The 14,317-nt window shown below is 48.5% G+C and carries 12 protein-coding genes; 9 read left to right on the top strand and 3 right to left on the bottom strand.

Translation table 11 applies throughout. From position 1 onward, the window contains the following. Window positions 1-14 precede the first annotated feature (14 nt). The 6 genes from cas10 to cas6 are packed head-to-tail and all read left to right on the top strand — an operon-like array spanning window position 15 to window position 6,111. Window positions 15-1,796, top strand: coding sequence for a type III-B CRISPR-associated protein Cas10/Cmr2 (gene cas10, locus ACKPBX_RS05205; RefSeq protein ID WP_319996185.1), 1,782 nt, complete (start codon window positions 15-17; stop codon window positions 1,794-1,796). Next, entirely contained in the window at window positions 1,774-2,862 is a 1,089-nt protein-coding gene (locus ACKPBX_RS05200) for a type III-B CRISPR module-associated Cmr3 family protein (RefSeq protein WP_319996184.1), read from the top strand. Before cas10 ends, ACKPBX_RS05200 begins: the two co-directional genes overlap by 23 nt. A 4-nt stretch (window positions 2,863-2,866) precedes the next feature. Then, window positions 2,867-3,784 (top strand): type III-B CRISPR module RAMP protein Cmr4, encoded by a 918-nt coding sequence (gene cmr4 / locus ACKPBX_RS05195; RefSeq protein WP_319996183.1) that lies wholly within the window; start codon window positions 2,867-2,869, stop codon window positions 3,782-3,784. Next, complete coding sequence (cmr5, locus tag ACKPBX_RS05190) at window positions 3,781-4,146, top strand: type III-B CRISPR module-associated protein Cmr5 (RefSeq protein ID WP_319996182.1); 366 nt, start codon at window positions 3,781-3,783, stop codon at window positions 4,144-4,146. The genes cmr4 and cmr5 overlap by 4 nt, the downstream gene beginning before the upstream one ends. 21 nt (window positions 4,147-4,167) lie before the next feature. Beyond that, window positions 4,168-5,346: a type III-B CRISPR module RAMP protein Cmr6 gene (gene cmr6 / locus ACKPBX_RS05185; protein WP_319996181.1), complete on the top strand. Its 1,179-nt coding sequence runs from the start codon at window positions 4,168-4,170 to the stop codon at window positions 5,344-5,346. Window positions 5,347-5,370: 24 nt separating this feature from the next. After that, a complete protein-coding gene (gene cas6 / locus ACKPBX_RS05180) occupies window positions 5,371-6,111 on the top strand; it encodes a CRISPR system precrRNA processing endoribonuclease RAMP protein Cas6 (protein ID WP_319996180.1) in 741 nt (246 codons plus the stop codon). Window positions 6,112-7,375: 1,264 nt separating this feature from the next. Here the strand turns inward: cas6 and ACKPBX_RS05175 are convergent. From ACKPBX_RS05175 to ACKPBX_RS05165, 3 genes are all read right to left on the bottom strand, one after another. Then, window positions 7,376-7,585 (bottom strand): Rieske 2Fe-2S domain-containing protein, encoded by a 210-nt coding sequence (locus ACKPBX_RS05175; RefSeq protein WP_407702587.1) that lies wholly within the window; start codon window positions 7,583-7,585, stop codon window positions 7,376-7,378. Between the two features lie 56 nt (window positions 7,586-7,641). Next, window positions 7,642-8,925: an NAD(P)/FAD-dependent oxidoreductase gene (locus tag ACKPBX_RS05170; RefSeq protein WP_319996179.1), complete on the bottom strand. Its 1,284-nt coding sequence runs from the start codon at window positions 8,923-8,925 to the stop codon at window positions 7,642-7,644. Window positions 8,926-9,047: 122 nt separating this feature from the next. Next, window positions 9,048-9,404 (bottom strand): MmcQ/YjbR family DNA-binding protein, encoded by a 357-nt coding sequence (locus tag ACKPBX_RS05165; RefSeq protein WP_319996178.1) that lies wholly within the window; start codon window positions 9,402-9,404, stop codon window positions 9,048-9,050. A gap of 157 nt (window positions 9,405-9,561) precedes the next feature. Between ACKPBX_RS05165 and ACKPBX_RS05160 the strand changes: the two genes are divergently transcribed. From ACKPBX_RS05160 to ACKPBX_RS05150, 3 genes are read left to right on the top strand one after another with little or no spacing between them, the layout of a single operon-like run. Beyond that, on the top strand, window positions 9,562-10,029 hold the full coding sequence (locus ACKPBX_RS05160) for a MarR family winged helix-turn-helix transcriptional regulator (RefSeq protein ID WP_319996177.1): 468 nt from the start codon (window positions 9,562-9,564) through the stop codon (window positions 10,027-10,029). A gap of 24 nt (window positions 10,030-10,053) precedes the next feature. After that, window positions 10,054-12,282 carry an ABC transporter ATP-binding protein gene (locus ACKPBX_RS05155; protein ID WP_319996176.1) on the top strand — a complete coding sequence of 743 codons (2,229 nt, stop codon included), beginning with the start codon at window positions 10,054-10,056 and terminating at the stop codon, window positions 12,280-12,282. After that, window positions 12,279-14,144 (top strand): ABC transporter ATP-binding protein, encoded by a 1,866-nt coding sequence (locus ACKPBX_RS05150; protein ID WP_319996175.1) that lies wholly within the window; start codon window positions 12,279-12,281, stop codon window positions 14,142-14,144. The genes ACKPBX_RS05155 and ACKPBX_RS05150 overlap by 4 nt, the downstream gene beginning before the upstream one ends. The last annotated feature ends 173 nt before the right edge of the window (window positions 14,145-14,317 follow it).

Raw genomic sequence — 14,317 nt, 5'->3', positions numbered from 1 at the left:
ATGTGGTCAAATCAATGGAACAATTAGTAGCGTTCAGCATTGGGCCGGTACAGTCGTTTATTGCATCGGCAAGAAAAACAACAGATCTTTGGAGCGGCAGTTACATCCTATCGGAACTGACACAAAAAGCGATGACTTTGATGGAGGAAATCTTTGGAGCGGAGTCGGTGGAATGGATCCAACCGCAACCGATGAAAGCGGCGGTTCTTGAGAATCGAGAGGTTGCAAGTTTCCCGAATCGCTTCATCTGCATCGTTTCATCACCATTAGAGGAAACAAAGGAAAAGCTGCACAGGGTTGAATCCGGATTGACGGAATATTTAGCCGAAGTGGCTAGAGCGAGTGTCGGTTTGTTATTCGCAGGGAAAGTTTTACCGGCATCCGTATGGGAACAAGTTGAAGAACAGGTTTCCGATTTTTTGGAAATTTTTTGGGCATTTGTGCCGTTTGAAAACAGAGGGGCTTTTCACGAAAAACGTTTGGAGGTTGAATCCATGCTGGCTTCCGTGAAAAATAATCGACCAATCAGTTTCAAACAACAGCATGGCTTAGTATGTACAGTTTGTAAACAAAGAGAGGCGTTGTCAGCTGAATCGCCAACAGCCGAAATGTCCCAAGGGGAGCTGAAGGCTGACTTAAGGAAGCTATGGGGAAATATACAGAATGACGTTTCCAGATCCCAAGAGGGGGAACACCTTTGCGCAGTGTGCAGCACTAAAAGAATGCGGAGAAAAGCTCTTCAATTTGAGCCTTTCCCTTCCGTAACGGCCTTCACAATGGCGAAAATAAAGCCGGAACAATTGGATGAAGGCGGCAATCCTATTGGGATGACAGCCAGCGGCGATCAGGAGCGTTATTACGCAGTCGTCATGTTTGACGGCGATGACATGGGCAAATGGGTGAGCGGCGCTAAATCACCGACGAAAAAAGCCACCATTGAGGGCAATAAGGCCATCACTGAACGGCTCAGCAAGTTCTCGGCAGCGGGCATCGCCCAAGCCAAAGGGAAGAAGAATATGAAAGTTATCTATTCCGGCGGGGATGACGTTCTGGCCATCGGGTCAATCCTGAATGTCATGAGATTTGTGGAAGAGGTTCGGGAAATGTTCTCCGATCCAGAGAATGGGCTGGATAAAGATGCCACGGGATCTTGCGGCATCATCATCGCTCCCGAGAAGGCGCCGCTGCAACAAGTCATTTCCTATGGTCGCAAGGCAGAAGCTTTGGCAAAAGGTTATGAAAATGCAGCCACCGGTGCCGCTAAGGATGCCTTTACGCTGCATTTTCTGAGGGGTTCCGGACAGCAGCGGATTGTGACGCTCCCGTTTTCAGCTAGAATGCCGAATCAGGCTCCCGCATGGTTCAACCTGCCCGATAAGAAATTGATCTCCTGGATTTTGGGTTTGGCTGATGTTTGGCAGGAGTTAGGGTTGAGCCCGAATTTCATCTATCACTTTGAGGATGTCTTCAAACATGTTGCAATGGAATGGAATTTCAAGCAGTCAAAAAATAAAACAACTCAATCAGTAAACGAAGGCAAGATGCCTTTCCAAAACGGAGCGGAAATTGAAATGATCCGCAGTGAACTATACCGTTTGATCGGAAACGCAACAGCGAAATCCGATCCAGAGACGAAAGGGAAGATCAGAGAGTTTGCAGACCAGTTGTCATCCTTGTACTTCATTCATCAAGGCGACTTCCTGTCCTATACTCAATTGCTGGAAATGATCCGTTATTTCAGCAAACTAGCGCCCGCGGAGGAGGTTCTTGAAAATGTACAAACTAGCTACGTATGATGCCTTCTTCTTCAGGGGCAACGGTGAATTTTCATCGGGAGAGAATACATTCGCAACGGGCATTTTCCCGCCTAACCCGCAAACGATTTACGGCGCCTTAAGAGGGAATTGGATCGAACAATATGGGAATGTGGAAGATTTCAACCACGGGAAGTATGCGAATGAAATCGGCACGCCTACCAGTCATGGAAAACTTCGGTTGAAGGGGATCTATCTTTCAAAAGGGAAGACATTATATCTTCCGCTGCCCCAAGACTGCCAGGTCATCCGGAAGGAAGATGGCAAGTTGGAGGCCCATTTATTAGAACTGGAAAAAGGAAAAGGTTATGAAAGCGATGGCGCCCAGTACCGATTAGTCGGTGTGAGCAACAAGAAATCGGAATCAGCAGAAGGAAAATGGGTCACGGTCAAAGATTGGGAAAAGCTGGTACTAAAACGCGAACCGGTGGAAGTGCTTCCTCTTGGGAGCTTTGTTCAGGAACAGCCCAAGACGGGCATTTATTTGAACAGAGCCACTCGTACAGCCCAAGATGGCATGCTGTATCAGTATTCCAGAAACGTGCTGGCACCTGATGCCAGCATCGTCATCGCGGCTGAATTGCCCAGCAGCCTAAAAAGGGTGAGCATGGGCAACAAAGGGACGCTATGGTCTATTGAAGAGGTACCTGAATTCCAGGGAGAACTCAAAAAATTAAGCGATAATCCTGAGACGGTTAAAGGGGGCAAGGAATCTGGTCTCGTCAGAATCACCTTGTTGACACCGAGCCTGGTAACGAAAGAACTGATCGATAAAGATACGAATCAGTTCAGGTTCACAGGCACAGATTGGATACAGTCTGCGATAGGACGTCCGCAACTAAGCGGAGGATGGGACATGGCCCGCAAAAGACCGAAAACAAGATACACGATGTTGGCTGCGGGCACTTCATTCATCGTAAGAGTCCCGGAGACCAACAGCGATGCTTTTCTCGCAACGCTGCGAGAAACAGCTTTCACTGATGCAGGTATAGAAGAAGGTTACGGAAAAGCAATCATAAGTCCAGTTAATCTAATCGAAGAGGGGTAAAAAGATGGAGACAAAAGTAGAATTGAATTTATTTCGGGCGCTTAGCCCCTTGCATGTAGGCAGTGGCAGCGCGATAGGGGTAGTGGATTTGCCGATCCAAAGAGAACAACATACTTCTTTTCCAAAAGTTGAAAGTTCATCCCTGAAAGGCGCTATCCGCGATGCCGTCTATCAGAAAGAAAAGAATACCGATCTATTCAAAAAAGTATTCGGCAATAATCCGGATGATCGGGATTTGATACAGACTGGTGCGGTCACCATCTCTGAAGCAAGGATCCTTTTGTTCCCTGTTCAGTCACTGAAAGGTGTCTTCACATTCGTGACATCTCCGTTTGTGCTGAACCGTTTCGTTCAGGAACAGAACGCGTATTTCGACGGCAAGGCACCATTGGACTTCCCAGCAGTCACGATTCAGGATAATCGTTGTCTGGTTTCAAACAAAGCTTTGCTGACGCAACAGCAAATTGTTCTTCAGGAATATACTTTCACAGCTGAGGAAAGCAGTCCGGCGAAAGTGATTGCGGCGGCTTTGGATGACGCGATGCAGCTGGAAGGCTATTTGAAAGACCGTTTGGCGATAATCCCGGATGACGAATTTTCCCAATTCGTCCAACTCTCCACGGAAATTACCACCAGAATCCGCATCAATCCGGAAACAGGCGTAACGCAAGATGGCGCATTGTTCTATGAAGAGAACGTGCCTTCCGAGAGCGTCTTATATAGCATTTTTTACTATAAGGATACAAAAAAGAATACAAAAGAAGCAGCATCTGAGAAGGAAATCACGCTTTCATTAAAAGCTGCTGAAGTCCAACAGTTTGTCAACGCATCTTTACCGGGTGTCCTTCAGCTTGGTGGGAACAGCACCATCGGAAGAGGCATGATGAAACGCAATAGTGTTTCCGGGGGTGAATCGTTATGATCGAGAACGGAAGAGCAAAAGATGCTTTTGAGAAGGTGCACCAATTAAGCCAGGAAGAATTGGTGCACTATGTCTCCTACATCCGAAAAATGCCGATGATGATCAAGACGAATGGACTCGCTCAGACTTTGGCGTTCTATTTGTCTGCGAACAAAAAGGAATACCAAATCGTTTATAAACATTTGAGCAGCTGGGTGATGCAATCCGATACCAAAAAAAGATTGGGATTGGATAAACAGAAGGCTAACGATTTGATGGAAGCGACGATTGCATTGGAGTCGGCTGACTATCGGACGCTAACAGTAGAAATCATGGCTTATCTGGAATGGCTGAAGCGTTTTTCCGTAGCCAGAACGAGATAACTGAAAGGAGCTGGCAACGACATGAGCAAAGTATACACGAATGCCTCTCTTGATAGGCTCTTCTCAGAAGCCACAGGTATTTCCGAAAATATTTCCTATGAACTTTCCTACCGTTTAGGGGTGATTACCGACAAAAAGGGGAAAGATAAATTCAGCTACCCGTTTACAATGGTTCAGAACGGGAAAAGGGAAGTAAAAAAAATCAAGCTCTCGCAAGTCCAAAAAGGCGTACTTGACTTCCACCAAAGAGATTATCTGCGTGCCATAAGTGAGATGGGCCAAGAGTACATCATCCTGAAGGTAAAGGCCACATCCCCTTATATTTCGGGCTTGGGTGAGCCGCACGTGACAGAGACCGGACTTACCTTGCATGGCACATATGGCGTCCCGTTCCTTGCTGGGTCGGGCATAAAGGGCATGTTCCATACTTGGTGCTTGGAGGCATTCGGCGGAAGCAAGGAGCAGTTGAATGACAGGAATCTGCAGTCATTATTTGGTGTTGAAGTGGAAGACGGGGCCAATCGAGAAAAGGGCCGCTTGACCTTTCATGATGTCTTGTTTCCGGAGCTGATCGTCGAACCGGACATCATGACATCGCACAATATGAAATACTATGATACCGGGATGCTGACTGAAGGCGAAAATACAAACCCCATTAACTTCATGAGGGTGAAGTTTTTGGGAGAAGCTGCGTTGATCGTAAGCATGGACGGCGATAAATCCAAACCTGCTCTGGAAGAAGTAGCTTTCTGGCTGGCGACAGCCCTGGATGAGTATGGATTGGGCGCCAAAACAGCAATCGGTTACGGAAGATTTTCCGCCGAGATAGACGGGAATGCCAAAATGGAAATCGTGAAAGAACAGGAACTGAAGAAGCAGGCCGTACTCGATAGAGAGCAAAAAAAGTCTGAAGAAAAAAGGCTTCAAGAGGAAGAACGGAAAGAAGCAGAAAAGCTTGCGGATATGTCTGAAGAAGAACGATTTGTGCACCAAACGTCCGCGATGATCGAACAAGCCTATACCGACAAGCAGCTGCTGGACACTAAAGTGAAATCGGATGAATTTATCGACAGCATCCTGGAATACCGGGAATTGGTTCAGGCGGTTGCGGAATTGTTCAAAGCGGAAGACATTTGGAAAAAGCCAAGCAAAAAGATGGCTTCAAAAATCAGCAAGCTGAAACAGGCATTGCAAGAATAGCGGACTGGAAAGGGAGGCAGAAAAATGCAGCGTTTTGATTTTTATTGCGAATGGGATGGAGGAACTGAGCTGGATTATCGTAGCGCATCGCTCTTTCATGGCGTCATCATGCATGCGCTGCCTGCGTCCTTTTCGGAACATCTGCATAAAACATCTGTTGCGGAATTTCACCAAAAATTGGAATTCGGAGAAAATGCGTTAAAATGGACGATTCATGCCCTTACGGATGAATGTGCAGGCTATGTTGAGGAATCTCTGTATCAGAAAATGGACACTTTTTACTTGAAACAGAAGCAAATCGAACTTCGCGTCGTCAGGAAAGAATCCTCGGACAATCTTTCCTATTATGAATGGTACTGTATGCAATCTCGGAAAGGGGAACCATCGAATAAGGTTCGCGTTGCGTTTTCGAGCCCGGCTTCATTCAAAAGCTACAATACTTACCTGGAGGAACCCAACCTGTCACTTTGCTACCGCAGTTTGGCCATGAGGTTGGGTAGTGTCCAGGAAACCATCCGCTTCCCCAAAAAGATCTGGGAGCATTTAGCTGATCAAACGAGCATCCGGCATCACGCAATCGAAAAGTGCAGCTTCCCATTGGAAAAAGTGAATATCCCGGCATTCAAAGGCGAAATGATATTGGAACTGCAGGGGGATGAGGATGAATTGCTGATGATGAACCTGTTATGGGATTTTGCAAATTTTGCCGGACTGGGGATCAAAACAGCGGTCGGAATGGGACAAACCGAAGTGACGTTCTTGTAGCATCATCAGTGATCGCCAGGACGGAAACGGCAGATTCAATGTCAGGTAGTTCAGCGATATTTCGGTTCAGACGCCCCTAAGTGTGATGATCGGGACAGCTTTTGTGGTATAATGACAATATGTTGTTTGGATTGGTTTGTCTGTTTGTTGTTCAATAATCGGACAATCCGTTTGGAAAATACTCGATTTGTTTGAAGGCTCCCGCAACTAGAGCGACATGGGGTTGGCCTACTTATCCACAAGCTGCTCATGAAAACAATCCGAAAATTCAGCACCCTCCCGCAAATGCCATATTCACCCCACGTTCCCCAATGGATTCAGCTGACAGAGTTAAGAAACAACTCCCCAATAAGGGGGCGGACACTCCCACATGCCGTTGTCTTCATCATTCCAGTACTCTTTAAGAAACATCTCCCTAATAAGGGGTCGGAAACGTTTTAACGACTTTCTTAAAGCGCAAGAAACGTTTTGTTAGGAAACACCTCCCCAATAAGGGGTCGGAAACCCACCATGTTTTGCTTTGTCTATCTCCCAACGGATAGTTAAGAAATATCTCCCCAATAAGGGGTCGGGAACCCGTTTATCATCTTGCCTTTGCGGTCCTTAATCTCGTTGTGTTAAGAAACAACTCCCCAATAAGGGGTCGGAAACCAGCGGCCAACTAAATACATTAATGCCATACTCCAGATGCAAAGGATGATTCAACTGACGGAGGGCGTCAGAAGCCAGTGCGATCCGGTCTGCCGTAAGTTGGATTAGGCCAAGAACTGCCCTTTGATTATCGACGACTCCGAACGTCTTTCGGACAATCCGCAGTTTTGAGGGGTATCGGTCATTTTTTCGCTTTTGTGGGCTTGTTTTACCAGGGAGGCCAATTGGAAAGTTATCCTCAGCAGCATAGCATGGGGCATCCGCGCCGCTTTCCAGACGCTCCGAATTTATATGTCATGCGGGCCATTTTTTTTTGACTAGCCAATCGTGGGCGCCCTTAGCACGACAAACAACCCTTGCCGCACTGCATATATGCGGCAAGGGTTATTTTGTTATGGGTAAGATGGCGGGTATCCTGAGTCGGTTCAGACTTTGGGTTTACGGTTCCTGATTCCGCCGGGCAGCTACCGGCCGCTCAACGAAGCCGAGCTGGAGAAGTTGAAGCCGTATTTTAACAATCATTCCGAAAGAAGTCTTCCGCCTCAAAGCACTAAGAAAGCATTGAGATAATATACGGCTGCATCCCAGTCTTTTTCCGACATCCTGACAAAGTTCACTCCGTATCCGGTGTATTTAAGGGATGCACGGCAGGGCCATCCAGCACATCCCCATCGTAATTAAAGCGGGAGCCGTGGCAAGGGCAGTCCCAAGACCGTTCGGCATCATTCCATCTTACTGTACAACCCAAGTGCGAACAGGTTGTGCTTACCAAATGGAGTTGGCCGTTCTCGTCGCGGTATGCGCCTGTTTTTTTGCCATCGATTTTAATGACTCCGCCTTCATCCGCTTCAAGATCATCGGCCGTTTCGGCTATTTTTTTTAATTCCCGGCAATGTAAGCCTTTGCTACAGCTGCGTTGTCCTTGATGAAATCCTCGACGTCCGCTTTTTCCATTTTTGTGCGGGTCGGGTCAAATACTTCTGCATAAGGGGTGTCTTTGCCGAGGATGCGATCCGCCAGTATCATGCCGGCTGCGGCGCCGTTTGACATCCCCCATTTGTTGAATCCTGTCGCAACCAAGATATGATCATAGGAGGCGGTCATGATACCTACATAAGGCACTTTATCGAGCGTGGCAAAATCCTGGGTGGACCAGCGATATGGGATTTCCTTGATTCCGAAATGGGCTTCGCCGAAGTTCGCCAAATTTTGATAATGCTCCAGGATGTTGGTTTTGCTTCGGCCAGCCGGATGTCCATCACCGCCGATCATAAGCAGGGTTTCGCCCTGATCAGTGGGGATTGCGCGAATGGAACGCTTCGGTGCTTCCGCGCTGAGATAGACGCCTGTCGGGATTTTGGCCTCCGTCCGGACTGCAATCACGTAGGAGCGGTTGACGGAAAGTTTTGAAAAATAGAGGCCGTCGGAGCTGTTGATGGGGTAATGGCTTGCGATGATCGCTTTATCGCAGGAGATATGCATCCCATTTTCCGTTTGGATGAGCGGGCGGTCTTCTTTTTCAATCTTCATGGCGCGCGTCTGTTCATAAATGCTACCGCCAAGCCGCTCGATTTCCCGTAACAGTCCCGCAAGGAATTTGACGGGATGGAATTGGGCTTGGTTGCGCATGACGATTGCCGCGGTGACGTCAAACGGCAAATCCACTTCGTTTGCCGCCAATCCGCCGTTGATGCCGAGCATTTTATATGCGTCTGCTTCCTTTTCGATTTGTTGTTTGCCCGGCTCGGTTTCCGAATAGACAAAAGCATTCTGGACCGTCAAATCACAAGCGATTCCCAATTCGGTAGCCGTCTGTTGAATGAACTTCAGTCCGGTGCTGTTCGCTTCATAATAGAGCTTTGCCTGCTCTGCACCGATCGTTTCGATGAATTCGCTGTAGAGCAAGCCATGCTGGGCCGTTATTTTTGCGGTAGTGTAGCCAGTGGCACCGTCAATCAGTTTTCCGGCGTCCAGTAAGACGATTTTTTTACCTGCCTTTGCCAGCAGATAGGCGCTGACAATGCCGGCGATGCCACCGCCGACTATAGCGACATCCATCGTTATGTTTTCCTGTAAAGCCGGGAAACTGGGGATTGCTTCAAATTCTCTCCAATAGGAATGTGCGAACTTCGGAATACGATTTCCGTTTTCTTCTTGTTTCATGTTACCCCTCCTACAAGTCATTGTGAAACATGATTTCCGTTAAGCCCAATTTTAGAAAGATGTTCCGTCTAGGATGAGTGTAGCACCGCTGCCAGAAACTTCAAAGCGGGAGCGTCTGCGATTCATCCTTTCCTCGGCTTCGTCTGCGTTAACCGGTAGCTCTCTGTGATGATGCGGTCTGCGATCGGATAAAGCTCCTCGGAGACGAGCCGCAAGGTGATCCAATGAGTCTTGTTCATATGGTAGGCGGGCATGATTTCCGGAATCGTCTCGCGCAGATAGTCGTTCCGTTCCGGCGTGTTCTTGACGTTCAACCAAATTTCACCATTCCGTTCATAGATGTAAGCGAACGATTTTCGGTTGCCTTCGTGGCGCATGACGGTCCAGTTTGGGTCATCGAAAGGGTAGTCTTCGACGACATACGCATGTTCCTGGCAAAGGTGAATCAGCCGGCTTCGGACAGTGGGTGTGATTTCCATTTACGGACCTTCTTTCTAATTCATTTGATGCTTCTTCCATTATATTAAATTTTCCCGAAATTGGCTTGTATCGTGTCGAATCTCTATTGACATATGGAATGATAATGCGATAATAGATAGCGCGCTATGTAAAACTTTCCGGAAAGGAGGAAATGACTTGATATCACGCGAGATGATGGGAGCTTATATTCCGATGCTCCATAACCAATTCAAGGAGCAAGTGAACCGTATGGTGGGCAAAATCGATCTGACCACGTCCCAGATCCATGTCCTTTTTTATCTGAAGAGCCATGCCGACGAGGAAGTGATCCAAAAAGATATCGAAGAGAGGTTCAACCTTTCCAATCCGACCGTGACCGGAATCATCAAACGACTGGAGGCGAAGGGATTCGTCACACGCACGGTCAGTTCGAAGGATGCCCGTTCCAAGAGTATTCATCTGACCGAAAAAAGCATCGCCGCATCGGAAGAGATGAAGCGGGCTTTGCATGAAGCCAACAAAAAAGTTTTCGAAGGCTTCAGCGAAGATGAACTGGATGTATTGGAAGGATGCTTCAAAAGGATGCTGCACAACCTGGAAGGCGGCTGTGTCCACGGGCATGTGCATAAAAAAGAATACAAATAAATTAGGAAAGAAAAGGGATTGCATATGAAAGTCATAATGAAATACTTAAAACCTTTTGCCGGCATGATACTGATCAGCCTGCTGATTTTATTCGGTCAGGCAATCGGGGAATTGAGCCTGCCGAATCTGATGAGTGACATCGTCAATACCGGCATCCAGAATGGAGGCGTCGAACAGAAAGCCCCTGAAGCGCTGCCGTCGGATGGCTTCGCGCTCATGTCGCTGTTCATGGATGAAGAAGATAAGGAAACGTTCCAGAACAGCTACCAACTGATTGAGGGCGGATCGGCGGAAGCCGAGGCCTACAGCGAAGAATTCCCTGAGAGCCAGGAAACGGATATCTACGTGCTGGATGAAACCGATCCGGAACAATTGTCCTCGCTGGAGAGCATCTTCAGCAAGGCAAGCTACAGCTTTGTGACGTTCATGAAAGAAATGGGCGGACAGCAAGGGAATGATGCTGCAGTCGATGCCGAGAGCGGCTTCGAGGACGTCGATATGAACCAATTGTACGCGCTGCTGCCGCAACTGCAGCAATTGCCGCAGGAAGCCTTCACGGCGTCCATGGACGTTGCCGCGGCTGCCGAACCGATGCTCTACAGCCAAATCGGGATCTTGTTCACGAAACTCTTCTATGAAGATCTGGGAGCGGATATGGATGCGCTCCAGAACCAATACATTATGACGAAAGGCGCACAGATGCTTGCCATCGCAGTCGCGGTGTCCGTTGCATCCGTAGCGGTCGCGTATTTCTCTTCACGGATCGCCTCGAAAGTTTCTGGTCGGATGAGAAGGGATGTCTTCGCTAAAGTCGAAAGTTTTTCAAACACTGAGTTCGATAACTTTTCGACCGCATCCCTGATTACGCGTACGACCAATGACGTGCAGCAGATCCAGCAACTGATCACGATCGGTATCCGCATGCTGTGCTATGCACCGATTTTGGCCACTGGTGGTCTGATCATGGCGATCGACAAGAGTGTATCGTTGGCGTGGACGATCGCGGTTGCGGTCATTGCCCTCGTCGGCATCATGATGATTATCCTGGCGATTGCAATGCCGAAGTTCAAAGTGTTGCAAAGCTTGACGGACAGATTGAATCTGGTCAGCCGCGAAAACCTTTCCGGCATGATGGTCATCCGCGCTTTCGGCAATGAACCGTTTGAAGAAAACCGCTTCAACGACGCCAATGAAGACTATACCTACACAAACCGCTTTGTTCAACGCTTGATGTCCCTCTTGATGCCGGCGATGATGCTCATCATGAATGGCGTTTCGCTGATGATCATCTGGTTCGGCAGCCAGCAGGTTGCTGATTCTGCCCTGCAGATCGGGGACATGATGGCCTACATCCAATATGTGATGCAAATCATTATGGCATTCTTGATGATTTCGATGATGTTCATCTTCCTGCCGCGTGCTTCTGTATCTGCAACACGGATCGGGGAAGTGTTGGATACGGATCTGAGCATCACTGATCCAATCGATGCGCAACCGAGCTTAAAGAATGAAGGCCTCATCACCTTCAAAGATGTTTCTTATCATTATCCGAAGGCGAGCGAGAATGTGTTATCCAATATCTCCTTTACCGCTCGACCAGGCGAAACGACGGCAATCATCGGCTCGACCGGTTCCGGTAAATCTACTTTGATCAATCTGATTCCGCGTTTTTATGATGTGACGGACGGCGCCATCGAAATCGACGGCATCGACATCCGGAAAATGACGCAGGCCGATCTGCGCCGCAACATCGGATACGTGCCGCAAAAGGGCATGCTCTTCTCCGGAGACATCACCTCGAATGTTTTGTACGGAAAAGACGACGCTTCGATGGAGGACATCATGAAAGCCATTGAAGTCGCCCAAGCGAAAAACTTTGTTTCTGAGATGGAAGACGGCATCGAAACAGCCATCGCACAAGGCGGCGGCAACGTCAGCGGTGGGCAGAAACAGCGTTTGGCCATCGCCCGCGCGTTGGTGAAAAAAGCGCCGATCTATATTTTTGACGACAGCTTTTCGGCATTGGACTTCAAAACGGATGCGGCATTGCGTTCTGCATTACATGCCTACACGGACAACGCAACCGTCCTGATCGTGGCGCAACGGATCAGCACCATCATGGATGCGGAACAGATCATCGTCCTCGATAAAGGCAAGATCGTCGGGATAGGGACTCACGATGCATTGATGAAAAATTGTGAGACTTACCAAGAAATTGCTAAATCTCAGCTTTCAGAGGAGGAATTAGCATGAGCGAAATGAAACAAAGAAGACCGCAAGGCGGTCCGGGCGGAGGCCACGGTCCGATGGCAGGCATGAGCGCGCCGGTCGTGAAAGCGAAGGACTTCAAAGGCGGACTCAAAAAATTATTTGCCTATCTGTCGCCCTTCAAATGGCTGATGGCAGTCGTCTTCATATTGGCGGTCGCCGCCTCCCTGTTTGGGATTGTCGGACCAAAAATCATGGCTTTGGCCATCGATAAATTGGTCGCCGGCGTCATGCTGAAGTTCACAGGCGGATCCGGCGAAATCGATTTCGATTACATCGGGACAGTACTGTTGGGGCTCTTGGGCCTTTACGTGCTGAGTGCCGCTTTCTCTTATCTGCAAGGATTTCTGATGTCGGGTGTTTCCGCAAAAGTTTCCTATAAACTGCGCAAAGACATCATGGAGAAAATCAACAAATTGCCGCTGGCCTATTTCCACAAGAACAGCCAAGGGGATGTGCTTTCCAGGATCACGAATGACGTGGACACCCTGAATACCAGCCTGAACCAGAGCTTAACCCAGATCATCACATCGATCACGACGCTGGTGGGTGTCTTCATCATGATGCTTACTATCAGTTGGCCGCTTACGCTCGTCATCCTTGGCGTTCTGGTCGTTTCCATGATGCTTCTGATGCTGATCATGTCGAAGTCGCAGAAGCACTTCGCCAACCAGCAGAAATACTTGGGTGCGGTCAATGGCCATGTCGAAGAAATGTACGGCGGACATGTGGTCATGAAAGCCTTCAACGGGGAAGAAAAATCAGTTGCCGCTTTCGACAAAGAAAACGATCATTTGATCGAAGCCGGCTTCAAGGCCGAATTCCTTTCCGGTTTGATGATGCCTTTATTGAGCCTGATCGGAAATCTTGGGTATGTCGTTGTCTGCATCATGGGTGGCGCGATGGCGGCTGCCGGAAATATGACGATCGGGGATATCCAAGCCTTCCTGCAATACGTGCGCAACTTCACGCAGCCATTGACGCAAGTCGCTCAAGTGGGGAGTCAATTGCAACGGATGGTAGCTGCCTCTGAACGTATTTTCGAGTTCCTGGAAGAGGAAGAAGAGACAGTGACCGAAGCGAAAATCGAGATGGCAACGGCCGATGTCAAAGGAAATGTCCGCTTCGAGCACGTCAAATTCGGTTATGAACCGGAACATCTGGTCATCAAGGACTTCTCTGCGGATATCAAAGAAGGGCAAAAAGTCGCGTTAGTCGGTCCTACCGGCGCCGGCAAGACAACAATGGTGAAATTGTTGATGCGTTTCTACGACTTGACGGGTGGAGCCATCTACATCGACAACCACAACCTTACCGATTTCACACGCAGCGATCTGCGGACGGAATTCGGGATGGTGCTGCAGGATACGTGGCTGTACAACGGAACCATCATGGAAAACATCCGCTACGGGAAGCTGGATGCGACGGACGAAGAAGTCATCGCCGCCGCGAAAGCAGCACAGGTGGATCACTTTGTCAGAACGTTGCCGGATGGCTATGATATGGTCCTGAACGAGGAAGCCAACAATGTTTCGCAAGGTGAAAAACAATTGTTGACGATTGCGCGGGCCATCCTTGCCGATCCGCAGATCATGATCCTGGATGAGGCGACAAGTTCGGTCGATACGCGGACGGAAGTGCTGATCCAGAAAGCGATGGATACCTTAATGCAAGGCAGAACGAGCTTCATTATCGCGCATCGCCTATCCACCATCAAGAATGCCGACCTGATCCTCTGCATGAACAACGGGGACATCGTCGAACAGGGAAGTCACGAAGAATTGCTGGCAAAAGGCGGCTTCTACGCCGACCTCTACAACAGCCAGTTCGACGAAGGCGAAGAATAAAACTGCATCATGCAACCCAAAGAAGATGATCCTGATACGCAATCGGGATCATCTTCTTTATTTTTTTTGCCCATTTCCCAAAGAATAGTTATGAAAGCGGATTTGTCAATACCGAATATAAAAAAACTTCATCGAAGAGTATCAAAATGGACACAGGAGCATGCTCAAGAGGA

Origin of the sequence: Trichococcus shcherbakoviae, assembly GCF_963666195.1 — a bacterium.
GTDB classification, from domain to species: Bacteria; Bacillota; Bacilli; order Lactobacillales; family Aerococcaceae; genus Trichococcus; species Trichococcus shcherbakoviae.
This window is presented reverse-complemented; position numbering and strand designations above follow the sequence as displayed.